Genomic DNA, 25,914 nt, shown 5'->3' with positions numbered 1-25,914 from the left:
AAGAACGAGTATCCTTTTTCAGGTTCATGTATATTACGAAAAAGTTAAAGGGTATGTGCGTATAATTTGTAATGAAAAGTGCTCCTTTTATAGGGAACGACATTTCCCATTTACAGCACATACAGTTATTTGAAAAATATTTAATTTAATTTTTGAATCCGTCCATCAATAATTGGCTGAATTGGCTCTTTCAATTGTTTTACATAATCGACTAACGCTTCAAAGTCGTTTGGCCCCGTTTCAGCATTTTTTCCATTTTTAAATGATACGAATCCATCACCACCCGAAGCTAGGAAAGCATTTGCAACTACGCTATACGTTTTCGTGGAAACTAATTCTTCACCATTTGTTAAACGGATATTAGTAACCTTTTCACCATTCGGTTTATTTGCATCCCAAGTATATTGAATACCTGAGATTTGGAGCATTCTCGTTGCACCTTTTTGCCATTGTTGATTTAAAATCTCGCGAATATCTTGACCTGTTAAATCTACTTTAATTAATTGATTCCCGAAAGGCTGAATACCGTATAATTCGCCCCATGTAATATCTCCAGCGTCTAAGTCATTACGAATGCCGCCAGGATTCATAAGAGCGATTTGCGCTTGCATTGTTTGTCGCTGTGCATCGGCAATTACATTTCCAAGAGTAGACTCACCAGCATCGTTTTGTTTACGGTCGATAGCTGCTGTAGATTTTCCGACAACTTCATTTACAAGCGGTGCGATTTTTTCTTTATATTGGTCTAGCTTTTGTTTTACTTGTTTATCAGGCTCTACACCTTCATGATATGTTGTAATAACTTCAGCTTTTTTCTTAACAATATCTTTTGTTTTACGATCAATTGTTACATCTACATCTGAGAAAGCCGTTCCGTAAGAGTTCGCTTGGACGATAAGTTTATTATTAACTGTACCATTTACATACGTATGACTATGTCCACCAAAAATAACATCAACTTCTGGATCTGTTTCATTTGCAATTCGAGTGAGGTCTCCATTTGTTACACCAGACTCATCAGTTGTTCCGCCGACATGCGCAAGGACTACGATAGATTTAACGCCGAGACGCTTTAATTGTTGCGCTGATTTATTAATAGCCTCTACTTCGTCAGTGATTTCTACATTTTTAAGCATAGTAGGCATAACGACATTTGGCGTATCCGTTGTAACAACTCCAATGAATCCTACAGGAACTCCGTCAACCATTTTTACAGTAAATGGTGGTAAAAATAAGCGGCCAGTTGATTTGTTATAGAAGTTTGCAGCGACATAAGGGAAGTTTGCTCCTTTGAAATTCCCTGTTTTTTCATGGTAACCACCGTAAATGAGGCGTTTCATTTCATCGATACCTTCATCGAATTCATGGTTTCCGATTGTACCAACATCAAACTTTAAGTCATTTAAAAATTCAATTGTTGGTTCGTCTTGTAATAATGCGGAAACTGGTGGGCTGGCGCCGACAATATCACCGGCATGTACGAGAAGTGTATTAGGGTTTTGTTTTTTACGTTCTTTTAAATAAGTAGCTAAATAATCAGCGCCGCCAGCTTCTTTATTGTTAATTTTTTTTACAGTGTCTAGTTGTCCATGGAAATCATTAATACCAAGCATTTGTACGTCTATGTATCGGTTTTGTTCAGCAGGAGTCTGAGATGGAGGAGCGGCGAACACGCTTGAAAAAGTCATGGTGCTTAAAATAGCGACAGCAGGAATAATTTTTTTCCACATAATTAATTTCTCCTTTTTTTATAATCTGACATCATACGACATAATTTTAATAGATTACTAGGATTATATCTACAATAAAATTTAGTTTTTTCGAAAAATTAACATATTTACAAAAAAAGAATAATAGAGAATCGGGGAGTAATACACCTTTTTTATTGTCGATTTCACTGTGTATCCTCTATAATGGAGAAAAAAGTAAAAGGTGAGTAGTATGAAGAAAAAGAAGCAAAGACAAATGCAAAGACAAATGCAAAGACACTCTCAAATGAATCAACCAGAGAAAGAATCGCTTACACTAGGTGATCAATTGAACGATTCGTTAATGCAACAATTAAAGAATAAGAAAAAAGAGTTGCAAGTGAGAGAAGAGAAAAAAGAGGTAGCAGAGCAAGAAAGAAAACGTAAAGAACAAAAAGAACGTGAAAAGAATAAATCATTTGAAGAACTGTTAAGTGAAAGTAACCTTACTTGGAAAGACTTTAAATAATAAAAAATGATCAGTGAGATGCCACTGATCATTTTTTTGACGAGTTTGTAAGAAAAGGGGAGTTAGAATGAGGAAAATTGTAGTCGTTCCGTATGAAAATCATTGGAGTGAGAAATTTCAAATGGAGGCCGAAAGATTAAAATTGGCAATGCCAGAAACGGTGAAAATCCATCATATTGGAAGTACGTCAGTGCCAGGACTGGCAGCTAAACCAATTATAGATATGATTATGGAAGTAGAAAGTATCACCAAAGTAGATCATTGGAATGAACGTTTTAAAGAGCTTGGATACATCGTAAAAGGGGAAAATGGTATTTCAGGACGTCGTTTTTTTATTCATGGAACCGAGGAAAAACGCTCGTATCACTTACACGTGTTTGAAAAAGGAAATCCTGAGATTACAAGGCATTTAGCATTTCGTGATTATATGATGGTTCATTGTGAAGAAGCAGAGGCGTATGCGACTTTAAAGAAAGAACTAGCTGAAAAATATACATATGATGGCACGTTGTATACAGAAGGAAAAAATGAGTTTGTACGTAATGTTGATGAAAAAGCGAAAGAATGGATAGAAAGTAACGTGAACGACTGAGTTCATGTTACTTTCTAAAGGGGTATAAAATTATTATGTAAACTGTACATATGTTTTGACTTTTTGGATGAATCTTGTTGAAATAAAGTTATGGTTTATAAAAATGTAACAATGAAAGGGAGAAAGACTGTGCATATTCCAACAACTACACTTCATAATGGTGTGAAAATGCCGATGATTGGTCTAGGCGTTTATAAAGCGAAAGAAGGCGACGAAGTTAAACAAGCAGTAAAAACAGCGTTAGAAGTTGGATATCGTTCGATTGATACAGCAACTGTATATGAAAATGAAAGCGGTGTCGGAGAAGCAGTTCGTGAATCTGGAATCCCGCGAGAAGACTTGTTTATTACAACAAAAGTTTGGAACGACGATCAAGGGTATGAGGAGACTCTTGAGGCGTTTGAAAAAAGTTTAAAGAAATTACAAATGGATTATGTAGATTTATATTTAATCCATTGGCCGATAAGAGGGAAGTATGTTGATACGTACCGTGCTCTAGAAAAGCTATATGAAGAAGGTAAAGTGCGTGCCATTGGTGTTTCTAATTTTCATAAACATCATTTAGAACTGTTATTACCAAATTGCAAAGTGAAGCCGATGGTAAACCAAGTGGAACTTCATCCAATGTTAGCACAATTTGAATTGCGTGATTTCTGTCAAGGTGAGCAAATTCAAATGGAAGCTTGGAGTCCTTTAATGAGGGGCGGCGAAGTATTCCAGCATCCAATTATTCAAGATATTGCTAAAAAATATGAAAAGACACCTGCACAAGTTATATTAAGGTGGGATATTCAAAGTGGGATTGTGACTATTCCTAAATCTGTTACGCCATCTCGTATTAAAGAGAACTTTACTATTTTTGATTTTTCATTAACTGAAGAAGAGATGGATCAAATTAATACGTTAAATCGTAATTTACATGTAGGAACGAATCCTGATAAATATGATACGCTATAAAAAGACGCTACCATCTGGTAGCGTCTTTTTAACGATGTAAAGTATAGGTATCACATTTAGCAATTTGCTGAAGCAGTATATATTCTTCTTTTGTTAATTCTGTTTGTTTACTAGCTTGTATATTTTCTTGCAATTGTTGAATAGAGCTTGCACCAGGTATAACAGCTGCAACAGTTTCGTTATGTAAGCAATATTGAATAGCTGTTCCTGTTAAAGAGCTTTCTCCGATTATTTCTTTTACACTCGCGAGTGTCGTATATAATTCATCGTAAGAATAAGAAAGGTAATCTTTTTCTTTTACTCTTTCTATCTTTCTTGCATTATTGTTAGTTAAAATTCCTTTTGCAAGTGGTCCACGAGCAATAATGCTAATTTGATGTTCATTTAGAAGTGGGAACCATTCTTCAGGGCGACGATTTAAAAGGCTGTATTCCATTAGTACACTAACGATATTTGAACGTTTGGCATACTCACGGATGACATTTGGACGTATAGAAGAAATACCGTAATGGCGAATGATACCTTCTTTTTTTAATTCTTCAAAGGCTTCAATTGTTTCATCTATAGGATCTTCAATCGTCCCGCCGTGAAGTTGATAAAGATCAATATAATCAGTTTGAAGTCTACGTAAACTTTCTTTCACTTCAGCCTTTATGTAATCCTTAGAAGGATCCCAAGACCAGCCGTTTTTTTCTTCTGTCCATCGATTTCCAACCTTCGTTGTAAGAACAATTTGGTCTCGTTTCCCTTTTAAGGATTTTCCAACAAATTCTTCGTTTAATCCATAATCGTATAAATCCGCTGTATCAAAAAAGTTAATTCCTAAATCGATAGCCTCATCGATAATACGCATAGCTTCAGCCTCAGATGTACCGAGAGACATACAGCCAAATCCAATTTCCGTAACATATAAATCTGAGTTTCCTAATTGACGTTTTTTCATAGGTCAACCTCCTTATCTTTATTGTACGAAAGGGAAAGGAGGTTGACAAACGTTTACTTTTTGTTTGCTGTAATCCACTCTTGCACAGTTGTATACTCTTTTCCATATTGTTTTAGCTTATGACGAATTTGCCACGCTTTGCCGACTAAAGTGACGCGATTTGGTAAAATATAAACTTTCATTTCTATCACGCTCCTTTCAATGTGGTAAAATGTATGAAGAACGATTAGGAAATAGAACAGGGAGATGAAGTAGTATGAGTAGTCTTGCAGAAAGAACAGTAAAAACTGAACCGATTTTTGATGGTAGAGTTATAAAAGTTCGTGTTGATGAAGTAGTATTACCAAATGGAGAAATGAGTAAACGTGAAATCGTAAATCACCCTGGGGCAGTTGCTATTATTGCTATTACTGATGAAGGGAAAATTGTACTTGTCGAGCAGTATCGTAAAGCTCTTGAAAAGGCAATTGTGGAAATCCCTGCTGGGAAGTTAGAACCTGGAGAAAAGCCAGAAGTAACAGCAGTTCGTGAATTAGAAGAAGAAACAGGATATGTATGTGAAAATATGGAGCTTATTACATCTTTTTATACATCACCTGGTTTTGCAGATGAGATTTTATATGTATATAAGGCGACAGGATTAAAACAAAAAGAAAATAAAGCAGCTTTAGATGAAGATGAATTTGTGGAGTTAATGGAAGTGTCATTAGAAGAAGCGATTGATCTTATGAAAGATCTTCGCATTCATGATGCGAAGACGATGTTCGCTGTGCAATATTTACAATTACAAAAATAAAACACTCGCCTTAGGCGAGTGTTTTTTAATTAATTTTTGCATATACACGTGCATCGCGTAAGCTACCATCTGGTGCTAGGAAATCATTTTCCATAGTACCTTCTAAAATAAATTCTAGACGTTCTGCTAAGTTACATGCGTTCACGTTTGTTGCATCAGTACGAATTTCAATTCTTCTAGCACCTAGCTTATCAAAAGCGAACTGAATCGCACCTTTAACAGCTTCTGTCATATAGCCTTGTTTTGTATAGGCGCTATGTAACCAGAAGTGAAGTGAAAACTTTGGAATGTCCCAGTTTTCAGGCTTAAGAGTAATAGCTCCGATGAATGTACCAGATACTTTATCGTATAAGTGAAAATCAAGTGTTTCACGAAGTAAAAACTGTCCGTGAGCTTCGCGAACAAGTTCTTCCGCACTCTCTTCTGTTTCAGCTGTAATTGGCATCCACGGTAATAAGTCTTCTAGAGAAGCTTGGATTGCTTCATATACTTCTGTACCGTCACCTGGAAACGGCTTACGTACTTGCAAGCGCTCAGTTTGAAATAATGTTGGAAAATCTAATAATAATGGTTTCAAGAGAAATCCCTCCTATTCTCTACTATTTAGTTTAGCAAAGTAGAGCGGAATTTCAATGTTAATTCGTCATACTTTTTTTCTTTCTTTCATACATTTTTAGTAAGAGTGTGAACGGAGGGAAGGAAAATGTGGCGAAAAACTTGGCAAGACCGTGTAATGTCTCACATACAGGAAAACTCTTCATTATATATATTTAATGCTGTTTTATTATTGATGGGAGTAATATTTGGAGCGATTCTTGTGAATAGTTTACAAATAAACCAAAAGCAAGATTTATCATTTTATTTACAGCGTTTTTTTGGACAAGTTTCTAAAGGAGAATTTGCTATTGCGGGCGAAATGTTTCGAGAAAGTTACTTTTCGCAATTAAAATACATCGGCTTTATTTGGATTTTGGGGATTTCGATTATTGGGTTACCACTCATTTTTATTTTACTATTTTTGAAAGGAGTAGTTGTTGGATTTACAGTAGGTTTTTTAGTAAGTCAGCACGGATGGAATGGACTATTATTAGCATTTGTATCTGTATTACCACAAAATCTAATTATAATTCCTGTATTTCTCGTTATGACAACAATTGCTGCAAGCTTTTCTTTGAGAATGATTAGGCACCAATTTATCCGGAAAATAACCGAGCCACTATTACCGTTACTAATTCGCTATACATGCTTTTTTCTAGTGATTGGAGCGGTGTTAGCTATTGCTTCTAGTATCGAAGCATATGCATCACCAGTTTTAATGAAAGAAGTCGTGGAAGCTATTAATAAACAATAAATACTTTTTGAGAATAATTATCAATTTGTTTTTATTGTTTTTCTTTTGACAGAAGCCCTTCTTCTGATATAATGGTGTAAGAGTGGCGAGGAGGGAGTAGTACCGAATGGAAGAAAGAATTGAACGAATTAAGAAGCAATTACATGCAGCGAGCTATAAATTGACACCACAACGTGAAGCAACAGTTCGTGTGCTGCTAGAGAATGAAGAAGATCATTTAAGCGCAGAAGATGTATACCTCCTTGTAAAAGAAAAGTCGCCAGAGATCGGATTAGCAACCGTCTATAGAACTTTAGAGTTATTGTCTGAGTTAAAAGTTGTCGATAAGATTAACTTCGGAGACGGTGTTTCACGCTATGACTTACGCCAAGAAGGTGCACAGCGTTTCCACCACCATTTAATCTGTACACAATGCGGTGCTGTACAAGAAATACAAGAAGATTTACTTGGTGAAGTGGAGAATAAAGTAGAACGAGACTGGAGCTTTAAGGTGAAAGATCATCGTTTAACATTCCATGGGATTTGTAAAAGTTGTCAAGAAAATGAAACGGATGAAAAATAACCTTTTCCTATTTAACTAGGAAGAGGTTTTTTATTTGAATAAGGTATAAATTGGTGAAAGCTTGGCATATGTTGTAATAACTTATATTTTGGAGGAATTTACAATGCGCCGAGCTTTAAAATTAACTTTTGATGGGATGAAAGTATTTTTATTATTTACGAGTTGTACGATTTTGTTTTATTTCGCTATACTATGGATAAATGAAGAATATGAAAGTTACCATCGTTATGAAAAGCCAAAAGAAGAGACTGTAGAAAAAGTATCAGGGAATGAGGAGCCGGCAAAGGATGCTTTCGTAAATAGAATGATGTTTTTCTATGAAAATGGGGAGTAGTGTATATTGGAAGATCAATTAAAAGATTTTATTCATTATATGATTGTTGAAAAAGGGTTAGCGAAAAATACAGTTGTATCTTATGAACGTGATTTGAAAAGCTATGTGAAGTATTTGCAAAATGTAGAACAGACGAAGACATTTCATGAAGTGACGCGTATACACATTGTTAACTTTTTGCAGTATTTAAAAGAAAACGGAAAATCTTCAAAAACATTGGCACGTCATATTGCATCGATTCGTTCGTTTCACCAATTTTTACTTCGTGAACGAGCGGTGGAGCATGACCCATCGGTACATATTGAAACGCCGCAAGGGGAACGGAAATTACCAAAAGTATTATCGATTGACGAAGTAGAAGCATTACTTCAGACTCCGAAAGCGGTGAGTGCTTTTGGGATTCGTGATAAGGCAATGTTGGAGTTATTGTATGCAACAGGACTTCGTGTTTCAGAATTAATTGCATTAAATTTAGAAGATGTACACTTGACTATGGGATTTGTCCGCTGTATAGGGAAAGGGAATAAAGAAAGAATTATTCCATTAGGAAGCTTAGCAACGGAAGCAATTCAAAGGTATATTGAAAAAGGAAGAAGAGAACTGATGGGTAAAAAAGCAGTGGATGCACTCTTTTTAAACCATCATGGTAATCGATTATCAAGACAAGGGTTTTGGAAAATTTTAAAACGATTAGCGAAAGAAGCAAATATTGAAAAAGAGCTTACACCGCATACGTTGCGTCACTCGTTTGCTACGCATTTATTAGAAAATGGGGCAGACTTACGTGCCGTGCAAGAAATGCTTGGACATGCAGATATTTCAACAACGCAAATCTATACGCATGTTTCAAAAACTAGATTAAAAGATGTATATAAACAGTTTCATCCGAGAGCATAGTTACTATGCTCTTTTTTCATAGATTAAGAAGAGCAAACCGTTTCACAGAAACTTCACAAATATTTCGTATATTGTTTTCAGCAGAAGACTGGAATATTACAATGTATTTCCTCTATACTAAAGAAAGTATGAAGGAGGAAATGATGATGAAAAAACTTATTATGACGCTATTTATCGCGATGCTAGCATTGGCTGGCTGTAATACAAACAAAGAAGAAGCGAAAAAAGAACCGAAAAAAGAACAGAAACTTGAAGCTGTAGAAGTAGCAGTTCAAACGAATCCGAAGGAAATTAAACCTGGTGAAAAAACAGAAGTACAAGCACTTGTTACACAAGGAAAAGAAAAAGTAACAGATGCTGATGATGTAAAGTTTGAAATTTGGAAAACAGGCGACGAAAAACACGAGATGTTAGATGGTAAGCATAAAGGAAAAGGTGTTTATGCGGTAGAGAAAACGTTCGAAACTGATGGAGTATATCATATTATTGCTCATACAAATGCACGTGAAATGCATGTTATGCCGGGAGTAAAAGTGGCTGTGGGAAATGCGAAAGTTGAAGATGCGAAAAAAGAAAATAGCGATCACAGTGCAGGACACGGCGATCATAAAAGTGACACAATGATTCACCTTATGGCTGGTGACATAAAAGCAAATGCTGAATCAACAATGAAAGTTCATTTAAAACAAAAAGAAGAAGCACTAACTGGTGCTGAAGTACAACTTGAAATTTGGAAAGACGGCGTTGAAAAGCATGAATTTATTCCAGCAAAAGAGGGGAATAAAGGCGAATATGAAAGTAAGCATACTTTCAAAGAGAATGGTGCTTATAAAGTGAAAGTTCATGTAAGAAAAGGCGAACTACATGAACACAAAGAAGAAACAGTAGAAGTAAAATAAAAAGCAGCTCTTTAGAGCTGCTTTTTATTTTTATATTAGGAAATATGTTATAAAATAATTAGCACTTCTTCGCAGAATGGATTACAATAGAAGTGTGAATAAAATAAGAAATTCTACGAAAATGTATTAAAAAGAAAGCGTAAACATGTTATGATATCAATATCAGATGTCTGACATCTGACTTAGAAAAAATTAGAAATTTTTTTGATTCGTTTGAAAGTAAAACGAAAAAGTTAGAGAATGATTTAAAGCAGTACTGTTTAATAATGAGGACGAAAGATAATTCCCATTGATAACAGTTTCACTTTATAGCGTTTTGAACATACTACAAGAAGTAGAACTGAACATATAGGAGGTCGCAGTTATGAATAAATATAAACGTATTTTCCTAGTCGTGATGGACTCTGTGGGAATCGGTGAGGCACCTGATGCTGAGCAGTTTGGTGATTTAGGTTCTGATACAATTGGTCATATCGCTGAACATATGAATGGATTAAACATGCCAAACATGGTGAAATTAGGTCTTGGTAATATTCGTGAAATGAAAGGGATCTCTAAAGTAGAGAAACCGCTTGGATATTATACAAAAATGCAAGAGAAGTCTACCGGTAAAGATACAATGACAGGTCACTGGGAAATTATGGGCCTTTACATTGATACACCATTCCAAGTATTCCCTGAAGGATTCCCGAAAGAATTACTTGATGAATTAGAAGAAAAAACGGGCCGTAAAATTATCGGTAATAAGCCAGCTTCTGGAACAGAAATTCTTGATGAGCTTGGTCAAGAGCAAATGGAAACAGGCTCTTTAATCGTTTACACTTCTGCTGATAGTGTATTACAAATTGCAGCACACGAAGAAGTAGTGCCACTTGATGAGTTATATAAAATTTGTAAAATTGCCCGTGAACTAACGTTAGATGAGAAGTACATGGTAGGACGTGTTATCGCTCGTCCATTCGTTGGAGAACCAGGAAAATTCACACGTACACCAAATCGTCATGACTATGCATTAAAACCATTTGGTCGCACAGTAATGAATGAATTAAAAGATAGTGACTACGATGTAATTGCTATCGGTAAAATTTCTGATATTTATGATGGCGAAGGGGTAACGGAATCACTTCGTACGAAGTCTAACATGGATGGAATGGATAAGCTTGTAGATACATTAAACATGGACTTTACAGGTCTTAGCTTCTTAAACTTAGTTGACTTTGATGCATTATTCGGTCACCGTCGTGATCCACAAGGATATGGAGAAGCTCTGCAAGAATATGATGCACGTCTTCCAGAAGTATTCGAAAAACTAAAAGAAGATGACCTATTATTAATTACAGCAGACCACGGTAATGATCCAATACATCCTGGTACTGATCATACACGTGAATATGTACCGTTATTAGCATATAGCCCAAGCATGAAAGAAGGCGGACAAGAATTAGCACTTCGTCAAACATTTGCTGATATTGGTGCAACTGTAGCAGAAAACTTCGGTGTGAAAATGCCAGAATACGGAACAAGCTTTTTAAACGAGCTAAAGAAATAGGGGGATAAACAAATGAATCGTGAACTTATTACAAAATCAGCTTCATACTTAAAAGAGAAATTTCAAGAAACACCACAAGTAGGACTAATCCTTGGATCTGGACTAGGTGTATTAGCAGATGAAATCGAAAATGCGGTAACAGTGCCTTACAGCGAAATTCCTGAATTCCCAGTATCAACTGTAGAAGGACATGCAGGTCAACTAGTATTCGGTACACTTCAAGGTGTACCTGTAGTAGCAATGCAAGGACGTTTCCATTTCTACGAAGGATATGACATGCAAAAAGTAACATTCCCAGTTCGTGTTATGAAAGAACTAGGTGTAGAAACTGTTGTTGTAACGAACGCAGCTGGTGGTGTAAATACATCATTTGAACCAGGCGATCTTATGTTAATTTCAGACCACATTAACTTCATGGGTACGAATCCATTAATTGGACCAAATGATTCTGAAATGGGTGTACGTTTCCCTGATATGTCTACATCTTATACGACAGAACTTCGCGAAATGGCGAAACAAGTTGCAGCAGACTTAAACATTAAAGTACAAGAAGGTGTATATGTTGGAATGACAGGTCCTGTATATGAAACACCTGCTGAAATTCGTATGCTTCGTACACTTGGCGGAGATGCAGTTGGTATGTCAACAGTACCGGAAGTAATTGTAGCTCGTCATGCTGGTATGAAAGTACTTGGTATTTCTTGTATTTCAAATATGGCAGCTGGTATTTTAGATCAGCCACTTCACCATGATGAAGTAATTGAAACGACAGAACGTGTTAAAGCTAACTTCTTAGCATTAGTAAAAGCAATCGTAAAACAAATGAAGGGGTGACTTCACAATGAGAATGGTGGACCTAATTGCAAAAAAACGTGATGGACAAGCATTAACGACAGAAGAAATTAACTTTATTGTTGAAGGATATACAAATGGTGATATTCCTGATTATCAAGTAAGTTCACTTGCAATGGCAATTTTCTTCCAAGATATGAATGATCAAGAACGTGCGGATTTAACGATGGCAATGGTAAATAGCGGTGATACAATTGATTTATCAGCCATTGAAGGGGTAAAAGTAGATAAGCATTCAACAGGTGGTGTTGGTGATACAACGACACTTGTATTAGGTCCACTAGTAGCTGCTTTAGGTGTACCAGTAGCGAAAATGTCTGGACGTGGTTTAGGACATACTGGTGGTACAATTGATAAATTAGAAGCAGTTCCAGGATTCCATGTGGAAATTGAAAATGATGAATTCATGCGTCTTGTAAATGAAAATAAAATTGCTGTTATCGGCCAAAGTGGAAACTTAACACCTGCTGATAAAAAGTTATATGCACTTCGTGATGTAACGGCAACAGTAAACTCAATTCCGCTTATTGCAAGCTCGATTATGAGTAAAAAAATTGCTGCTGGTGCAGATGCAATTGTTCTTGATGTAAAAACTGGAGCAGGAGCATTTATGAAAACGGATGAAGATGCAAAACGTTTAGCTGAAGCAATGGTACGAATCGGTAATAACGTTGGTCGTAATACGATGGCGGTTATTTCTGATATGAGTCAGCCGCTTGGTGAAGCAATTGGTAACGCATTAGAAGTACAAGAAGCAATTGATACATTACAAGGTAAAGGACCGAAAGATTTAGAAGAGTTATGTTTAACGCTTGGCAGTCAGATGGTGTACCTTGCTGGACAAGCTTCATCTTTAGAAGATGCGCGTGAAAAGTTAATTGAAGTAATGAACAATGGTAAAGCGCTAGAATCATTTAAAACGTTCTTATCAGCGCAAGGCGGCGATGCATCTGTTGTTGATGATCCTTCTAAATTGCCACAAGCACAATTTAAAATTGAAGTGGAAGCGAAAGAAGACGGTTACGTATCGGAAATCGTTGCAGATGAAATCGGAACAGCAGCAATGCTTTTAGGAGCAGGGCGTGCAACGAAAGAGTCTGAAATTGATTTAGCAGTTGGTCTAATGCTTCGCAAAAAAGTAGGCGATAGCGTGAAAAAAGGTGACTCTCTTGTTACAATTTACGCAAACCGCGAAAATGTTGAAGATGTAAAAGCGAAAATTTATGAGAACATGAAAATCGCTAAAGACCATGTAGATACGCCGACACTAGTGCACGGCATCGTTACTAAATAATAAAGAAGAGCCAAGGAGTATTTCTCCTTGGCTTTTTTTACTATTTTTTGTTTATAATAATAATGGGTGAAATTATGATTAGAATTTGTGCAATAACGAAAAAAAATGAAGTTTTATATGATGTTTCGCTGGAAGACACGAAAAAAGAAAACATCGTATGGTATTGGCTTGATTTATATAAGCCGACGAAAGAGGAGTATACATATATTTTACAAGATCACTTCAAGTTCCATCCCCTTGCGATTGAAGATTGTGTAGAGTATGTACAGAGACCAAAGGTAGATTTTTATGATGGATATAACTTTTTAGTTCTCCATGCATTCGGAGAAGACGGATTAGAACCGCATGAAATCGATTTATTTGTTAGTGATCGATATATAGTCTCTTTCCACTTCTCTCATAATAATGCGATTGAAAGAGTATGGAAAACGCTCGGTGAGAAAAAACGTATTAAGAAGAGCCCTTTAAATGTAGCACATACAATTATTGACCAAATTGTAGATGATTATTTCGCACCTGTTTATTACATTGAAGACCATTTAAATGCAATTGATGATAATTTAACGGGTGAGACAGCAGGAAGTGTGCTAGAAGAGGTATTTGATATTCGTGCAGATTTATCTAAACTAAGGCGTACGATTATTCCGATGCGTGATTTATTGTACCGCATTTTAAATTCAACTCGTTTTTACGGTATAAGCGATCATGAAATTTATTTTAAAGATATACATGATCATTTGCTTAAACTGACAGAGATGATTGAAGCAAGCCGTGAATTAACAGCAGATATTCGAGATAGTTACTTTTCACTGAATTCCCACCATATGAACAATATTATGAAAACATTAACTGTTTTCTCAACTATTTTCATGCCGTTAACATTTATTGCAGGGGTATACGGCATGAACTTTTCACATATGCCAGAGCTTGGCGGGAAGTATAGTTACTTTATTTGTCTATTAATTATGGCGTTAATTGGCGGGGGCATGATGGCTTGGTTTTATAAAAAAGGTTGGTTTAAGTAAAAAACACCGAGGTTCCCTCGGTGTTTTTTAACTAGCCAATAGCGTGTAATACGAACATGGCTAAGAATAAGCATGTAATGATATACATGGACGGTGCGACTTCTTTACGCTTTCCAAGAGCAACTTTCAAGATAGGATAAGCAATAAATCCGAACGCAATGCCGTCAGCGATACTATATGTGAGCGGAATCATAACGATAATTAAAAACGCTGGAAATCCTTCTGAAAAGTCGTTCAGAGGAATTTGTTGAATGCTTGTAATCATCAGGCCGCCAATAATAATTAAGATTGGTGCAATGGCACTATCAGGAATTAGTTTGACAAACGGAAGTGCAAACAGTGACGCGAAGAATAACAACCCTGTAACGATAGACGTCAGACCTGTTTTTCCACCTGCAGTAATACCCGCGGCACTCTCTACTGTTGAAACGGTAGGGCTTGTGCCAAATAGACCACATGTCATTGCTGAAATTGCATTTGCTTGGTAAGCACGTGGGAATTTACGGTCATCTTCTAATAAACCGTGCAGTAGTCCCATGTTCTCAAAAATAAGCACCATGCTTAAGGAGAATGTTGCAATCCAAAATGGTAAGGAAGAAAGTTTCCCAAATGACATAGCTCCAAACACATCGCCGTAATTAGCGAATGAAAACGAACTATTGCCCACTTGACTCGTATCAACAAGGCCAAATAGCCATGCAATACCAGTTCCAATTGCAATCGTCCATAAAAAGTTTCCACGTACATTACGCACAAATAGCACAAGTGCCACAATAAGAGTAAGTAGTGTTGCAAGAACGACAGGACTACTTAATTTCCCCATTGCAACAGCAGTATTAGGATGCGAAACGACTAAACCACCTTTTTGCAAGCCGATGAAAGCTAAAAATAACCCGATACCGACAGTGATCGCTTCCTTTAATGACTTTGGAATCGATACCGAAAGCACGCGAGCAATCGGTGTAAAAGCAGCAATTGCAAAAATAATACCGGCGATAAAAACAGCTGCTAATGCTTCTTGCCAAGCTAGACCGAGCGTGTGCACAGCAGTGTACGTGAAGAATGCATTTACACCCATACCTGGGACAAGAATAGCAGGTGCATTTGCCCAAAATGCCATAAGTAGACATCCGACAAATGAACTAAAAACAGTTGCTAAAATTCCAGCTTCAAGAGGAATGCCGGCATCTGATAAGATTGACGCATTTACAATCATAATATAAACAATTGTGAAAAATGACGTAACTCCAGCTAAAACTTCTTGTTTTGGTGATGTTTGGTGTAAGTCTAATTTAAATGTTCTTTCAAGTATTCCTTTCATGTTAAACCTTCTTTTTCATATCCCTCTCCCACCCGTGATATCTCTTATATAAGAGCTCACCGTCCTTTATTATATCAGAACATCATGTTTTTACAACAACGAAAATGATAACGTTTACTTATAAACGAAATTATTTATAAATACGTAAAAATAGCTCGTATGGTTGAAATGATTTCTAGTTCTCCAGATTGAATGGGCGGGGCTGCTTGTGCATGTAAAGTAGCATAGGATGCAACCTCCCGTGGTAATTGGGCAGATTCTTCAACGAGTGAGAGGGGAACAGGATTAATGTTTAAATTGTAGGTACTCGCAATAGCACGAGCTTTTTCTACTGCTTGGTGCAGAGCCTGAATGAGAGCTTGCTCATAATATTTATTTGGATGAGATATTCGAAAACGTAAACCTTTTGCTACGTTTGCACCATTCGTCACGGCTATATCATATACTTCCCCTGCTTTTTGTACATTTAAAACGGTAATTTCATACAAATGCTCCACACGGTAGCCTTGTAGTAAGGCTTTATCATTTACATATTCGTATTGAGGGGTAATCGTATAAGAAATAGTTTCTATATCTTTATCGGCAATACCTAGCTGTTTGAGTGCATCAAGCAATTGTTTCGATTGAACTGCATTTTCTTCTTGCGCTTGTTTTACATTTTTACTATCTGTTCGAATGCCTAGTGTTAATATGACAACATTTGGTTTGGCTTTTATAATGCCTTCTCCTTGTACAGTAATAGTAGCTTCTTTACCAGTATTTGTCGTACGGATATTATGTAAATACGGATTCATTCCACCTTGCATTTATGCTCACCATCCTTTTTTATATGTATATGTGTGAACAAAAAAGAAAATCGTATGAAAAAAGTTACATAAATGAGAATGTTAAGGGAAGAAAGCATATACAACATAGGTATTTATAGATTATAATATGTATAAATATGATAAAAAAGGGACGAGGCTAGTGAACGAAAATAGAGAAACACTGATTTTAGATTTATCTGCATCATTTCGAAAGATGATACGTTTATTACAAAATGATATTAATACACGTTTTTCAGAGCATATGCCATATAATGAATTCTCTGTATTACGTGCGTTATTTTTAAAAAGTCCACAGATGGCTTCGCAAATTGCGAGTGAAGTAAACGTAACCTCCAGTCATATTACAGCTGTAACAGATCGTCTCGTGCGAAAAGGGTTTGTTGAAAGAAAGAGATCAAATTCAGACCGTCGTATCGTATACTTAGAAATTACAGAAAACGGACGAGAAGTAACTGAAAAACTTGAAGCTGTGCGTAAAGAATATTATAAAGAGAGATTTAAAGGTTGGAGCGACCAAGAGATAGAAATGGTTTTAGAACTATTTGGCCGCGTCTTATAATAAATGAGGATAGGAAGCAAGAGCTTTCCTATCCTTTTTCTTTTGAATAAAAATATTTTGAAACTCCGATACTTTAATTAAAAAGATCGGAGGAAAGATTATGAAATATATTGCGGCACTTACCGTTTTACTTGGAAGCTTTTTCTGCTTTAATACATTCATGTACGCCGATACCCCTATTCAAGTGGTGCAAAAAGAAGTGAAGTATATTGAAAATGATAATACTGTCTTGTATTCGAAATTATGGGTTCGTTCTATGCAAAATGCAGTATTATTTCATCATAGTGATAACATTCGTAATCAGGACACATTACGTAATGTAACAAGTTCATCGCTCGTTAAAGCGAAGCACTTACCATTTAAGAAAGCATCAATGTACATTCCAAGATTATCGCAATACGTATCAAAAGCAGGGAAAGAAAACATTCAAGTGTACTACATTGCGGTGCACTATAATGTGAAAAAAGAAAATGCATATCAGCTAAATGGCATGAACTATTTTCTGCAAGTATTTATGAAAGAGCGCGGGGAATGGAAAATTGCTGAAAGTGTAGTCGCACCAACAGAGCAAATTGTGCAAAATGGTGATGGGTTTGGGATGAAAGAAGAGATGGTGTATGGAGATAGGAGAGAGAAAATAAAATAACCTCCTCTTAGTGAGGAGGTTATTTTATTTGAAATTCCAAGAGACCTTCAATCTCAATATTTTAGATAGAAGAAAATAGCTAATTATGCTTGTTCCGAACAAACCAACGTAAAAATTAAGCAACGAATGGGTCCCGCCAATTATTAAACCGCCGCTAATTCCGATACAGAAAATAGCGCAGACCATAAATATCTTTTGAAGCTTTGGATATAGTAAGAAACTACCATTCCGCTCATTGACTGAACGAACATATAAATATATACCGAGTGGTAATAAAATAATGACATGTGCAATAGGTCCAATCAATGTTTTTACCGATGGAATCTTTGTAAAGTTTGGTCCGTTATGACGCACTCCATCTGAATCGGTATAATGACTTTGTGGATCATAATTAAAGTCAATATTGAAACCTTCTGCTGGATTAGAGATACGGATGTTTTCCATCACATCATGTATATGGCCATTGTTCTCATGAAAGTCAGTGTTTGAGTGAACAGCAAAGACTCCTGAGATAAGTGATGGAAGTAAAGCTGGGAAGATTAATATAGCTGCAGTGAGAAATCCTTGCGATATAATATTCCCTGTAATTGTACCTACACATAAGGCAAGTGTATAAATAGCGATTAATACAATTAACATGTATATAAAGTAACTATGAAATGGGGAGAATACTTGATATTTATTATGAAAAGTCAACTTTTTCATAATAGCAAATAGTCCCCAGTTTAAAACGACAACAGTGGCGATATTACAGATTCCAAACAACCATTTTGTTATATAAAGGTGTGAACGTTTAAATGGCATAGACCATAACAAGTCACTAGAGTTATTTTGTCTTTCCCAGCCGATTAACGTACAGGCCAGAATGATAAGTGCACCACCTTGAAAGATGACAGGGTCCATAAGTGATAAACCAAAATTGTAATGATATACATATTCCCCTTCTTTTTGCATCTTCAGAAGGTGTTGTTGTTCAATCGATGCCAAATAGTATTTGTATGACAAATTGTAGAAGCTAACGAACCAAAACAGCCATACAACATATTTACTTTGTTGATACGTTCTTAGCCATAGTGCTTTTTGAAACATAGGATCTCTCCTTTAAAAAACTTTATAATTTGTTAGTCGTGATAATACAACATAAGTAATGATTCCAGCGAGAAACAAACCGATATAGTAGTTAAATACGAAACTAAATTGATTTATTTTATAGCCACCTAGTAATGCAAAGTAAATGGTTGTCCCCCATACCCATATTTTTAAATGTTTTTGGAAAATAAATATTTTTTGAGTGTTTTCATTTGGCGATTGTGTATATAAATATGCGCCAAGTAGCAAATTAACTATTGTATAAAAAATAGGGACAAACATCGATTTAGCTGAATAATAGTGATAAGATGCTGGATCTCTTAAAGTAGTTGAGTCCTTTTCTTTTTTACGTAATTCAGGATCATAATCGTAATAAATCGTGAAATTATATATTGGTGCAACTATATTTGTTTTTTGATTAATTTTGTAAAGTTGTTCATGTAACTTATAATTTTTAGTATCGGTAGCTTCTAAGTGATTTATCGTAAAAGTGGACACTAGTGGAATAAATGTAAGCCCCATTAGTAACCAAGGAATACAAAAAACAACCTGCGAAACAACGCTTCCAGTAAAAGTACCGATGCATAGTGCAGCTGTATATACTGCAGCATAAGAAACAATCGCATAAAGAAAGTATCGATGAAATGGACTAAATGATTGATAATCAAAATGAATAGTTGTTCTATAAATAACATACATAAGAATCCAATTTATAAGTAACGAGCTTACAATACAAAAGGAACCGAAAGCCCATTTAGATAAGAAGACATCTTTTCTTTTAAAAGGCATCGTCATAAGTAGTGTATTAGATTGGTTGCTACGTTCCCATCCTATCAATAAGCAGGCTAAAGCAATGATAAGAACAGTTAACCAAAAACTATTACCTTCCCCTGGCGAAAAGCCATAAAAATAATAATACTGTTTACCTTTTTCTTGTAACTCGTAATACTCAGCAAGTTGTCTCTGAGCACTTTTATAGTAGCCAAAAGATAACAAGTAAAGCGAACTAAAGAAGAAGAGTAACACAGCATATTTCCCGCGCTTCCAATTCCACATCCACAACGCCTTATGAAACATACTCATCCTCCTCAAGTGTCGTAACGAAGATATCTTCAAGCGACATTGTTAATTCTTCAATGAGAATTGGTTGCTCTTTATAAAACTTCTCAAGCGTTGTAGCAATATTTCCTTCGATTAAGATTGTATATACTTTTCCTGTTTGATTTAATATTTTAATATTGCTTAAGTTTTCTAGTTTTTGAGGTAATGAACGTTCGTAAGCTACTTGTATTTTTACAAATCGTGATTTTGCATCGTCTAGTGATGTAATAGAAGCTATAGTATGGCCTTTTAATATAATGATTGTATCGGCGATTTGTTCAACTTCATCTAAATGATGAGTTGAGATGAAAATAGTAATCTCTTTTTCAGCAACTTCTCCAACTAGAAATTGGAGGATTTGTCTTTTAACGATAGGATCCAATCCGTTTGTCGGTTCATCTAAAATGATATATTCTGCTTTTGCAGCAACGGCTAAAATGATTGCAAGTAGTGCTTTCATTCCTTTTGAGTAACTACGAATTCGCTTGTTTGGTAAGTTGAAACGTTCTAGCAGTTCGTAGAAATAGGATTCATCAAATGCTGTGTAAACAGCTTTATAAAACTTTACAATTTCTTTCACTGTATATCCGTTCAGTATGTTAGTAGAATCCGGAACATATACGATTTTTTGTTTCGTTTCAGGATGTTGGTGAATATTCGTATCCTCATATGTAACAGTTCCTGCATCAGGGTCTAAAATGCCGACCATCGTTCGTAATAAAGTTGTTTTCCCCGCACCGTTTCTTCCGAGTAATCCGACGATACTACCTTTTTGCAATGTGAAAGAAACATTATCTAAAATCGTTTGATTATCAATTGTTTTCTTCAAGCTTGTCACTTTCAGCATCCATAGTTCCTCCAATCTCTTTGTAGTATGAATCTATCCAATCGTGAATTTTATCTTTCGTAATCCCAAGATAAGAGGCTTCTAGTAGTAATTGATGAAATTGCTTTTCAACCATAGCGATTTTCCTTTCGTCTAATGTTGGGGTAATCGATTGGGATACAAATGTTCCTTTTCCTCGTAATGTTTCAATAATCCCTTGTCGTTCTAACTCTTGATACGCTTTACTAACTGTATTTGGATTTATAACGAGCAATGAAGCGAGCTCGCGTACAGAAGGAAGCTTATCACTTGGAGCTAGCATGTTTTTCAATACGAGTTCTTTTATATTTTGAACAATTTGTTCCCATATCGGAGTGTTGCTTCTTGGATCAAGTTGAATATGCAAGAGCAATGTCTCCTTCCTAATGAGTATTAGGTGTACTAATGTGTGTAATACACTTAATACAATATCGGCAATGAATTTATTTGTCAACTGAAATTAATAGAAAAATATGGTATTAAAAATTATAGAATTGGAAAAAATAGGTTTGATATAGAATGGAGGGTTAGTCATGAAGCGAGTTTTTGGAATACTTGTTTGTTTCATGTTATTGCTTTCTGGTACTTCAGTTAGTTTTGCACAATCTGAGAAAACGAAGCAGGAGAAAACAGAAGGAACCGCGCCGAAGTTAGCGGAACAAGCGTCGTCAGCAATCGTAATTGAGCAAGATACAGGTAAAGTTTTATTTGATAAAAATCCGAATGAAAAGTTACCACCTGCCAGTATGACGAAGATTATGACAATGCTATTAATTATGGAACAAGTTGAAAAAGGAAAACTAAAACTGACCGATAAAGTTAGAGCAAGTGAACACGCAGCTTCAATGGGTGGATCACAAATCTTTTTAGAACCTGGGGAAGAGATGACCGTAAATGAAATGCTAAAGGGCATTGCCATTGCATCTGGAAATGATGCATCTGTTGCAGTAGCGGAGCATATCGCTGGTTCAGAAGAAGGTTTTGTAAATATGATGAACAAAAAAGCGAAAGATTTAGGGTTGAAAAATACTCATTTTCAAAATCCAACAGGTCTTCCAGCAAAAGATCATTATTCCACGGCAAATGATATGGCTATAATGGCGAGAGAATTGATGAAGTATCCACTTATTCGCAAATACACAGGTAAATATGAAGACTATTTACGTGAAGATACGGATAAGAAGTTTTGGCTTGTTAATACGAATAAGTTAGTACGTTTTTATCCTGGAGTAGATGGTGTGAAAACGGGCTTTACGACAGAAGCGAAATATTGTTTAACTGCATCAGCTGAAAAGAATGGAATGCGTGTTATTTCAGTTGTTATGGGAGCACCTACATCAAAAGAACGGAACAATCAAGTGACGAAGCTTCTTGATTATGCGTTTGGACAATATATGACAAAGAAATTGTATACACGTGGTGAAAAAATTAAGACTGTACAAGTAGGAAAAGGGAAAAAAGAAAAAGTAGATTTAGTTGCGTCAGACAACGTATCTCTTCTTATGAAGAAGGGCGAAAATATGGACAAAGTAAAACAAGAAGTAATCGCTGAAAAGAAAGTGAAGGCACCGATTAAAAAAGGTGACGCGCTTGGCACACTTGTTATTAAAAAAGATAAAGATGTTTTATTAAAACAAACTATTGTAGCGAAAGAAGATGTTGCTGCAGCGAGTTGGTGGGAGTTATTTAAAAGAAGTTTTGGGATGTTTTCAACATCAAAATAGCGGCAAAAATTTTGCCGCTTTTCTGTTCGTATGTACGGGAATAATTGCTGAACGGTTTCACATTATGACGAAATAGTTCTTCTTTTGTCAGTAGGAAGGATTCTTATTTTATATCACGAAAATCTTATGTTAATGAGTAAAGTTTGAGCATAAGGAGGAAATCGTGTGAGTCTTTCCATGCATTTAGAAGTAAAACGTGACGTCTTATGTGTGAGGCTGGAGGGTGAATTAGATCATCATACTGCTGAAGAGTTGCGAACGAAAGTAACAGATATGATTGAGACACATGGTGTTCATCATATTGTTTTGAGCCTGGAGAACTTATCATTTATGGATAGTTCTGGTTTAGGTGTTATATTAGGCCGATATAAACATGTAAAGGGATTAGGTGGAGAGATGGTTGTTTGTGCAATTTCACCGCCTGTTAAACGTTTATTTGAAATGTCAGGCCTATTCAAAATTGTTCGTTTAGAAGAAAGTGAAGCGCACGCGCTCGCGACGTTGGGGGTGGCATAAATGAGAAATGAAATGAACCTTCAATTTTCAGCGTTAAGTCAGAATGAATCATTCGCTCGCGTTACAGTAGCTGCTTTTATTGCACAATTAGACCCGACGATGGAAGAATTAACAGAGATTAAAACAGTTGTGTCAGAAGCGGTTACAAATGCAATTATTCATGGGTATGAAGGAAATGCAGAAGGTGTTGTTTATATTTCAGTGATTTTGGAAGAAGCAATGGTGAAACTCACGATTCGAGATGAAGGGATTGGTATCTTTAACTTAGATGAAGCAAGACAACCCCTTTTTACAACTAAACCTGAATTAGAGCGTTCCGGAATGGGATTTACTATCATGGAAAATTTTATGGATGAAGTAGAAGTTATTTCAAACGAATCTTTCGGGACAACAATCCATTTGACAAAGTACTTATCAAATAGTAACGCTCTATGCAATTAAGGAGAATAGCCAATGGACATAGAGGTCAGAAAAGAGAAGAAGAAACCTCAGTTAAAGGACCACGAGCTAAAAGCGTTAATTCAAAAAAGTCAAGATGGAGATCAACAAGCGAGAGATACAATCGTTCAAAGTAATATGCGTCTCGTATGGTCGGTTGTGCAGCGGTTTCTTAATCGAGGATACGAACCAGACGATTTATTTCAAATTGGATGTATTGGGCTCTTAAAATCGGTAGATAAATTTGATTTATCTTTCGACGTGAAATTTTCAACATATGCAGTTCCAATGATTATTGGTGAAATACAACGATTTTTACGTGACGATGGATCAGTGAAAGTAAGCAGATCCTTAAAAGAAACAGGAAACAAAATTCGAAAGATGAGAGACGAGCTTTCGAAAGAGTTCGGAAGGGCTCCAACGATTAATGAAGTAGCGGAGGCTCTGGAACTAACACCAGAAGAAGTTGTTCTGGCACAAGAAGCGAGTCGTGCTCCTTCATCAATACATGAAACTGTGTATGAAAATGATGGAGATCCAATTACTATTTTAGATCAAATTGCAGATCAATCGGAAACGAAATGGTTTGATAAAATTGCTTTAAAAGAAGCAATTAGAGAATTGGATGAACGAGAACGTCTAATTGTGTATTTGCGCTACTATAAAGACCAAACCCAATCAGAAGTAGCGGAGCGCATAGGCATTTCACAAGTACAAGTTTCCAGACTGGAAAAGAAAATATTGAAACAGATGAAAGATCGAATAGATGAATAGCTATCTATTCGATTTTTTTTATTGTCATGAAAAGGGGAAGATTCCAACTATTGTTAAATAATTTACAGAATTTATTGATAATTTAGTTAATTTAAAATATAATCCAAGTATGAACTTGTCACAAAGGGGGAAGGAAACATGGAAACGAGGCAACAATGGGGAACGAGGGCTGGATTTATTTTCGCAGCGATCGGCTCTGCCGTTGGATTAGGAAACATATGGCGTTTTCCTTATACAGCGTATGAAAACGGAGGAGGCGCATTCTTTTTACCGTACTTATTCGCATTATTAACAACTGGTATTTCATTATTAGCATTCGAGTTTGCTCTTGGGCATCGTCATCGTGGTTCGGCACCACTTACATTCTTCCGTATTCATCCACGTGCTGAATTTATTGGATGGTGGCAAATGTGTGTAACATTTATCGTTTCAACATATTATGCAGTAATTATTGCTTGGTCTATTTCGTATACGTACTTTGCGATTACTGGAGCATGGGGAAAAGACACGGAATCATTTTTATTTAAAGAATATTTACATGTTGCAGATAAGCCAGGGCAGTTTGGAGGGCTTGTACCGGAAGTATTAATTCCATTAGCGCTCGTTTGGATTATTGTACTTGGTGTTGCATTTAAAGGCGTTAAGAAAGGAATCGAAGTTGTTAACCGCATTTTTATTCCGTTATTAGTTGTTATGTTTCTTATTATCGTTGTTCGTGCAGTGACGATGGAAGGTGCGATGCAAGGATTAGATGCATTCTTTAAACCAGATTGGAGTCGTATTTTTGATGGGAAAGTATGGCTCGCTGCTTATGGACAAATTTTCTTTAGTTTATCTTTAGCATTCGGAATTATGATTACGTATTCTAGTTATTTACCGAAAAACTCAGATACAACAAATAATGCTTTTATTACTGGATTTGCAAATTCAGGATTTGAATTATTAGCAGGTATTGGGGTCTTTGCAGCGCTTGGATTTATGGCGAATAACATGGGGGTACCGGTTGATAAAGTAGCTAGTGCTGGTGTGGGACTTGCGTTCGTAGTATTCCCGCAAATTATTAATGAACTACCGATGTCACCGTTATTTGGAGTATTATTTTTCTTATCTTTAACCGTTGCTGGAATTACATCACTCATTTCACTTGCGGAAGTATGCTTTGCTGCTGTATCTGAAAAATTCAGCTTGAGTCGTCCAAAGACGATTGGAATTATGGGAACACTTCTCGTGTTAGTTTCTCTTGTTTTTGCAACGCGTGGTGGACTTATGTTCTTAGACGTTGTTGATTATTTCGCTAACAATTTTGGGTTGATTACAATTGCACTAGCTGAAGTAGTTGCAATAGGCCTTATATTGCGCCGTTTACCAGTTTATCAAAATCACGCAAACTTTGTATCTGATATAAAGTTAGGGACGTTTTGGAGAGTGAGTTTACTCGTTATTACCCCGCTTATGTTAGGGTATATGTTAATTGATGGCACAATCCAAAATATTAAAAAGAACTACGGAGATTATCCAACCGAGTTTGTTGTAACGTATGGTTGGTCAATTGCAGCAGCATTTCTTATAGTTGCACTAGTCATTAGTCTGAAGAAATGGAATGCACAAATACATTCAGACTCTGCCCAGCTTGAAAAAGAATGGAAGGATCGAGGTGTTTCATGATGAGCGGATCAGCGATTATGATGATGGTTATAGGTATGGTAGTCATTTGGGGAGGGCTCGCATTAAGCATTGCAAATTTATTTAAGAAAAAGGCTTAGCAGAAAAACATCTGTACCAAAAC

Annotated in this window: 31 protein-coding genes; 21 read left to right on the top strand and 10 right to left on the bottom strand. The window is 36.1% G+C overall.

What is annotated here, in order from left to right; genetic code table 11:
- Nucleotides 1–140: 140 nt before the first annotated feature.
- Nucleotides 141–1,730 (bottom strand): bifunctional metallophosphatase/5'-nucleotidase, encoded by a 1,590-nt coding sequence (locus ACP6L7_RS17380; RefSeq protein ID WP_071746979.1) that lies wholly within the window; start codon nt 1,728–1,730, stop codon nt 141–143.
- 211 nt (nt 1,731–1,941) lie between these two features.
- On the opposite strand from ACP6L7_RS17380, the gene ACP6L7_RS17375 reads away from it, so the two are divergent.
- From ACP6L7_RS17375 to ACP6L7_RS17365, 3 genes are all read left to right on the top strand, one after another.
- Nucleotides 1,942–2,217 carry a YqkE family protein gene (locus ACP6L7_RS17375; protein WP_430529347.1) on the top strand — a complete coding sequence of 92 codons (276 nt, stop codon included), beginning with the start codon at nt 1,942–1,944 and terminating at the stop codon, nt 2,215–2,217.
- 67 nt (nt 2,218–2,284) lie between these two features.
- Nucleotides 2,285–2,809: a GrpB family protein gene (locus ACP6L7_RS17370; RefSeq protein ID WP_097830789.1), complete on the top strand. Its 525-nt coding sequence runs from the start codon at nt 2,285–2,287 to the stop codon at nt 2,807–2,809.
- Nucleotides 2,810–2,938: 129 nt separating this feature from the next.
- Nucleotides 2,939–3,766: an aldo/keto reductase gene (locus ACP6L7_RS17365; RefSeq protein WP_000548008.1), complete on the top strand. Its 828-nt coding sequence runs from the start codon at nt 2,939–2,941 to the stop codon at nt 3,764–3,766.
- Nucleotides 3,767–3,794: 28 nt separating this feature from the next.
- Here the strand turns inward: ACP6L7_RS17365 and ACP6L7_RS17360 are convergent, their stop codons facing one another.
- Together ACP6L7_RS17360 and mciZ are read right to left on the bottom strand one after the other, a co-directional pair.
- Nucleotides 3,795–4,709 (bottom strand): aldo/keto reductase, encoded by a 915-nt coding sequence (locus ACP6L7_RS17360; RefSeq protein WP_097830790.1) that lies wholly within the window; start codon nt 4,707–4,709, stop codon nt 3,795–3,797.
- 53 nt (nt 4,710–4,762) lie between these two features.
- On the bottom strand, nt 4,763–4,891 hold the full coding sequence (gene mciZ / locus ACP6L7_RS17355) for a Z-ring formation inhibitor MciZ (RefSeq protein ID WP_000870295.1): 129 nt from the start codon (nt 4,889–4,891) through the stop codon (nt 4,763–4,765).
- A 74-nt stretch (nt 4,892–4,965) separates the two neighbouring features.
- Here mciZ and ACP6L7_RS17350 point away from each other — a divergent pair, with 74 nt between their 5' ends.
- A complete protein-coding gene (locus tag ACP6L7_RS17350) occupies nt 4,966–5,505 on the top strand; it encodes an NUDIX hydrolase (protein WP_097830791.1) in 540 nt (179 codons plus the stop codon).
- Nucleotides 5,506–5,530: 25 nt separating this feature from the next.
- Here the strand turns inward: ACP6L7_RS17350 and ACP6L7_RS17345 are convergent, their stop codons facing one another.
- A complete protein-coding gene (locus ACP6L7_RS17345; RefSeq protein ID WP_097830792.1) occupies nt 5,531–6,082 on the bottom strand; it encodes a GNAT family N-acetyltransferase in 552 nt (183 codons plus the stop codon).
- A gap of 126 nt (nt 6,083–6,208) precedes the next feature.
- Between ACP6L7_RS17345 and spoIIM the strand changes: the two genes are divergently transcribed.
- From spoIIM to corA, 9 genes are all read left to right on the top strand, one after another.
- The gene (gene spoIIM, locus ACP6L7_RS17340; RefSeq protein ID WP_097830793.1) at nt 6,209–6,856 is read left to right on the top strand and encodes a stage II sporulation protein M; all 648 of its coding nucleotides are present in this window, start codon (nt 6,209–6,211) and stop codon (nt 6,854–6,856) included.
- A 106-nt stretch (nt 6,857–6,962) separates the two neighbouring features.
- Nucleotides 6,963–7,418, top strand: a complete 456-nt coding sequence (fur, locus tag ACP6L7_RS17335; RefSeq protein ID WP_097830794.1) for a ferric iron uptake transcriptional regulator — start codon at nt 6,963–6,965, stop codon at nt 7,416–7,418.
- Nucleotides 7,419–7,521: 103 nt separating this feature from the next.
- On the top strand, nt 7,522–7,752 hold the full coding sequence (locus ACP6L7_RS17330; protein ID WP_001250436.1) for a YqzK family protein: 231 nt from the start codon (nt 7,522–7,524) through the stop codon (nt 7,750–7,752).
- Between the two features lie 6 nt (nt 7,753–7,758).
- A complete protein-coding gene (gene xerD / locus ACP6L7_RS17325; RefSeq protein WP_097830795.1) occupies nt 7,759–8,649 on the top strand; it encodes a site-specific tyrosine recombinase XerD in 891 nt (296 codons plus the stop codon).
- 143 nt (nt 8,650–8,792) lie between these two features.
- Nucleotides 8,793–9,548 carry a FixH family protein gene (locus ACP6L7_RS17320; RefSeq protein WP_141533244.1) on the top strand — a complete coding sequence of 252 codons (756 nt, stop codon included), beginning with the start codon at nt 8,793–8,795 and terminating at the stop codon, nt 9,546–9,548.
- A gap of 364 nt (nt 9,549–9,912) precedes the next feature.
- Nucleotides 9,913–11,097, top strand: coding sequence for a phosphopentomutase (deoB, locus tag ACP6L7_RS17315; RefSeq protein ID WP_097830797.1), 1,185 nt, complete (start codon nt 9,913–9,915; stop codon nt 11,095–11,097).
- Nucleotides 11,098–11,109: 12 nt separating this feature from the next.
- Entirely contained in the window at nt 11,110–11,931 is an 822-nt protein-coding gene (locus ACP6L7_RS17310) for a purine-nucleoside phosphorylase (protein WP_071746972.1), read from the top strand.
- A 7-nt stretch (nt 11,932–11,938) separates the two neighbouring features.
- Nucleotides 11,939–13,243, top strand: a complete 1,305-nt coding sequence (locus tag ACP6L7_RS17305) for a pyrimidine-nucleoside phosphorylase (protein ID WP_097830798.1) — start codon at nt 11,939–11,941, stop codon at nt 13,241–13,243.
- A gap of 62 nt (nt 13,244–13,305) precedes the next feature.
- Nucleotides 13,306–14,268 carry a magnesium/cobalt transporter CorA gene (corA, locus tag ACP6L7_RS17300; protein WP_141533262.1) on the top strand — a complete coding sequence of 321 codons (963 nt, stop codon included), beginning with the start codon at nt 13,306–13,308 and terminating at the stop codon, nt 14,266–14,268.
- Between the two features lie 31 nt (nt 14,269–14,299).
- On the opposite strand, the gene ACP6L7_RS17295 is transcribed toward corA, so the two are convergent.
- Entirely contained in the window at nt 14,300–15,589 is a 1,290-nt protein-coding gene (locus ACP6L7_RS17295; protein ID WP_000676230.1) for an NCS2 family permease, read from the bottom strand.
- A gap of 134 nt (nt 15,590–15,723) precedes the next feature.
- On the bottom strand, nt 15,724–16,395 hold the full coding sequence (locus ACP6L7_RS17290) for an SIMPL domain-containing protein (RefSeq protein ID WP_097830800.1): 672 nt from the start codon (nt 16,393–16,395) through the stop codon (nt 15,724–15,726).
- Nucleotides 16,396–16,555: 160 nt separating this feature from the next.
- On the opposite strand from ACP6L7_RS17290, the gene ACP6L7_RS17285 reads away from it, so the two are divergent.
- Nucleotides 16,556–16,975, top strand: coding sequence for a MarR family winged helix-turn-helix transcriptional regulator (locus ACP6L7_RS17285; RefSeq protein ID WP_001004995.1), 420 nt, complete (start codon nt 16,556–16,558; stop codon nt 16,973–16,975).
- A gap of 100 nt (nt 16,976–17,075) precedes the next feature.
- Nucleotides 17,076–17,621: a hypothetical protein gene (locus ACP6L7_RS17280; protein ID WP_097830801.1), complete on the top strand. Its 546-nt coding sequence runs from the start codon at nt 17,076–17,078 to the stop codon at nt 17,619–17,621.
- Between the two features lie 24 nt (nt 17,622–17,645).
- Here ACP6L7_RS17280 and ACP6L7_RS17275 read toward each other — a convergent pair whose 3' ends face one another.
- Genes ACP6L7_RS17275 through ACP6L7_RS17260 form a run of 4 tightly spaced genes read right to left on the bottom strand, consistent with a single transcriptional unit; the run spans nt 17,646 to nt 21,043 of the window.
- Nucleotides 17,646–18,710 carry an ABC-2 transporter permease gene (locus tag ACP6L7_RS17275; RefSeq protein ID WP_097830802.1) on the bottom strand — a complete coding sequence of 355 codons (1,065 nt, stop codon included), beginning with the start codon at nt 18,708–18,710 and terminating at the stop codon, nt 17,646–17,648.
- Nucleotides 18,711–18,722: 12 nt separating this feature from the next.
- Nucleotides 18,723–19,787 carry an ABC transporter permease gene (locus tag ACP6L7_RS17270; RefSeq protein WP_097830803.1) on the bottom strand — a complete coding sequence of 355 codons (1,065 nt, stop codon included), beginning with the start codon at nt 19,785–19,787 and terminating at the stop codon, nt 18,723–18,725.
- Nucleotides 19,777–20,658, bottom strand: a complete 882-nt coding sequence (locus ACP6L7_RS17265; RefSeq protein ID WP_097830804.1) for an ABC transporter ATP-binding protein — start codon at nt 20,656–20,658, stop codon at nt 19,777–19,779. Before ACP6L7_RS17265 ends, ACP6L7_RS17270 begins: the two co-directional genes overlap by 11 nt.
- The gene (locus tag ACP6L7_RS17260) at nt 20,624–21,043 is read right to left on the bottom strand and encodes a GntR family transcriptional regulator (RefSeq protein WP_097830805.1); all 420 of its coding nucleotides are present in this window, start codon (nt 21,041–21,043) and stop codon (nt 20,624–20,626) included. Before ACP6L7_RS17260 ends, ACP6L7_RS17265 begins: the two co-directional genes overlap by 35 nt.
- A gap of 166 nt (nt 21,044–21,209) precedes the next feature.
- Here ACP6L7_RS17260 and dacF point away from each other — a divergent pair, with 166 nt between their 5' ends.
- From dacF to ACP6L7_RS17230, 6 genes are all read left to right on the top strand, one after another.
- On the top strand, nt 21,210–22,400 hold the full coding sequence (gene dacF / locus ACP6L7_RS17255) for a serine-type D-Ala-D-Ala carboxypeptidase DacF (RefSeq protein ID WP_097830806.1): 1,191 nt from the start codon (nt 21,210–21,212) through the stop codon (nt 22,398–22,400).
- Between the two features lie 165 nt (nt 22,401–22,565).
- Complete coding sequence (gene spoIIAA, locus ACP6L7_RS17250; RefSeq protein WP_000059128.1) at nt 22,566–22,916, top strand: anti-sigma F factor antagonist; 351 nt, start codon at nt 22,566–22,568, stop codon at nt 22,914–22,916.
- Nucleotides 22,917–23,357, top strand: a complete 441-nt coding sequence (gene spoIIAB, locus ACP6L7_RS17245) for an anti-sigma F factor (protein ID WP_001243400.1) — start codon at nt 22,917–22,919, stop codon at nt 23,355–23,357.
- A gap of 12 nt (nt 23,358–23,369) precedes the next feature.
- Entirely contained in the window at nt 23,370–24,128 is a 759-nt protein-coding gene (gene sigF / locus ACP6L7_RS17240; protein WP_071746962.1) for an RNA polymerase sporulation sigma factor SigF, read from the top strand.
- A 138-nt stretch (nt 24,129–24,266) separates the two neighbouring features.
- Complete coding sequence (locus ACP6L7_RS17235; RefSeq protein ID WP_097830807.1) at nt 24,267–25,793, top strand: sodium-dependent transporter; 1,527 nt, start codon at nt 24,267–24,269, stop codon at nt 25,791–25,793.
- Nucleotides 25,790–25,891, top strand: coding sequence for a methionine/alanine import family NSS transporter small subunit (locus ACP6L7_RS17230; protein ID WP_002094424.1), 102 nt, complete (start codon nt 25,790–25,792; stop codon nt 25,889–25,891). Before ACP6L7_RS17235 ends, ACP6L7_RS17230 begins: the two co-directional genes overlap by 4 nt.
- The last annotated feature ends 23 nt before the right edge of the window (nt 25,892–25,914 follow it).

This window comes from Bacillus silvicola (assembly GCF_050524305.1).
GTDB lineage: Bacteria > Bacillota > Bacilli > Bacillales > Bacillaceae_G > Bacillus_A > Bacillus_A cereus_AT.
Note: the sequence above shows the minus strand (reverse complement) of the source record. Positions and strands in the feature narration are given on the sequence as shown.

Excerpts from the sequence above, each read along its gene's own strand:
- ACP6L7_RS17380 (WP_071746979.1), bottom strand. The coding sequence starts at position 1,730 with ATGTGGAAAAAAATTATTCCTGCTGTCGCTATTTTAAGCACCATGACT.
- ACP6L7_RS17375 (WP_430529347.1), top strand. The coding sequence starts at position 1,942 with ATGAAGAAAAAGAAGCAAAGACAAATGCAAAGACAAATGCAAAGACAC.
- ACP6L7_RS17370 (WP_097830789.1), top strand. The coding sequence starts at position 2,285 with ATGAGGAAAATTGTAGTCGTTCCGTATGAAAATCATTGGAGTGAGAAA.
- ACP6L7_RS17360 (WP_097830790.1), bottom strand. The coding sequence starts at position 4,709 with ATGAAAAAACGTCAATTAGGAAACTCAGATTTATATGTTACGGAAATT.
- mciZ (WP_000870295.1), bottom strand. The coding sequence starts at position 4,891 with ATGAAAGTTTATATTTTACCAAATCGCGTCACTTTAGTCGGCAAAGCG.
- ACP6L7_RS17350 (WP_097830791.1), top strand. The coding sequence starts at position 4,966 with ATGAGTAGTCTTGCAGAAAGAACAGTAAAAACTGAACCGATTTTTGAT.
- spoIIM (WP_097830793.1), top strand. The coding sequence starts at position 6,209 with ATGTGGCGAAAAACTTGGCAAGACCGTGTAATGTCTCACATACAGGAA.
- fur (WP_097830794.1), top strand. The coding sequence starts at position 6,963 with ATGGAAGAAAGAATTGAACGAATTAAGAAGCAATTACATGCAGCGAGC.
- ACP6L7_RS17330 (WP_001250436.1), top strand. The coding sequence starts at position 7,522 with ATGCGCCGAGCTTTAAAATTAACTTTTGATGGGATGAAAGTATTTTTA.
- ACP6L7_RS17320 (WP_141533244.1), top strand. The coding sequence starts at position 8,793 with ATGATGAAAAAACTTATTATGACGCTATTTATCGCGATGCTAGCATTG.
- deoB (WP_097830797.1), top strand. The coding sequence starts at position 9,913 with ATGAATAAATATAAACGTATTTTCCTAGTCGTGATGGACTCTGTGGGA.
- ACP6L7_RS17310 (WP_071746972.1), top strand. The coding sequence starts at position 11,110 with ATGAATCGTGAACTTATTACAAAATCAGCTTCATACTTAAAAGAGAAA.
- ACP6L7_RS17305 (WP_097830798.1), top strand. The coding sequence starts at position 11,939 with ATGAGAATGGTGGACCTAATTGCAAAAAAACGTGATGGACAAGCATTA.
- corA (WP_141533262.1), top strand. The coding sequence starts at position 13,306 with ATGGGTGAAATTATGATTAGAATTTGTGCAATAACGAAAAAAAATGAA.
- ACP6L7_RS17295 (WP_000676230.1), bottom strand. The coding sequence starts at position 15,589 with ATGAAAGGAATACTTGAAAGAACATTTAAATTAGACTTACACCAAACA.
- ACP6L7_RS17290 (WP_097830800.1), bottom strand. The coding sequence starts at position 16,395 with ATGCAAGGTGGAATGAATCCGTATTTACATAATATCCGTACGACAAAT.
- ACP6L7_RS17280 (WP_097830801.1), top strand. The coding sequence starts at position 17,076 with ATGAAATATATTGCGGCACTTACCGTTTTACTTGGAAGCTTTTTCTGC.
- ACP6L7_RS17275 (WP_097830802.1), bottom strand. The coding sequence starts at position 18,710 with ATGTTTCAAAAAGCACTATGGCTAAGAACGTATCAACAAAGTAAATAT.
- ACP6L7_RS17270 (WP_097830803.1), bottom strand. The coding sequence starts at position 19,787 with ATGTTTCATAAGGCGTTGTGGATGTGGAATTGGAAGCGCGGGAAATAT.
- ACP6L7_RS17265 (WP_097830804.1), bottom strand. The coding sequence starts at position 20,658 with ATGCTGAAAGTGACAAGCTTGAAGAAAACAATTGATAATCAAACGATT.
- dacF (WP_097830806.1), top strand. The coding sequence starts at position 21,210 with ATGAAGCGAGTTTTTGGAATACTTGTTTGTTTCATGTTATTGCTTTCT.
- spoIIAB (WP_001243400.1), top strand. The coding sequence starts at position 22,917 with ATGAGAAATGAAATGAACCTTCAATTTTCAGCGTTAAGTCAGAATGAA.
- sigF (WP_071746962.1), top strand. The coding sequence starts at position 23,370 with ATGGACATAGAGGTCAGAAAAGAGAAGAAGAAACCTCAGTTAAAGGAC.
- ACP6L7_RS17235 (WP_097830807.1), top strand. The coding sequence starts at position 24,267 with ATGGAAACGAGGCAACAATGGGGAACGAGGGCTGGATTTATTTTCGCA.
- ACP6L7_RS17230 (WP_002094424.1), top strand. The coding sequence starts at position 25,790 with ATGATGAGCGGATCAGCGATTATGATGATGGTTATAGGTATGGTAGTC.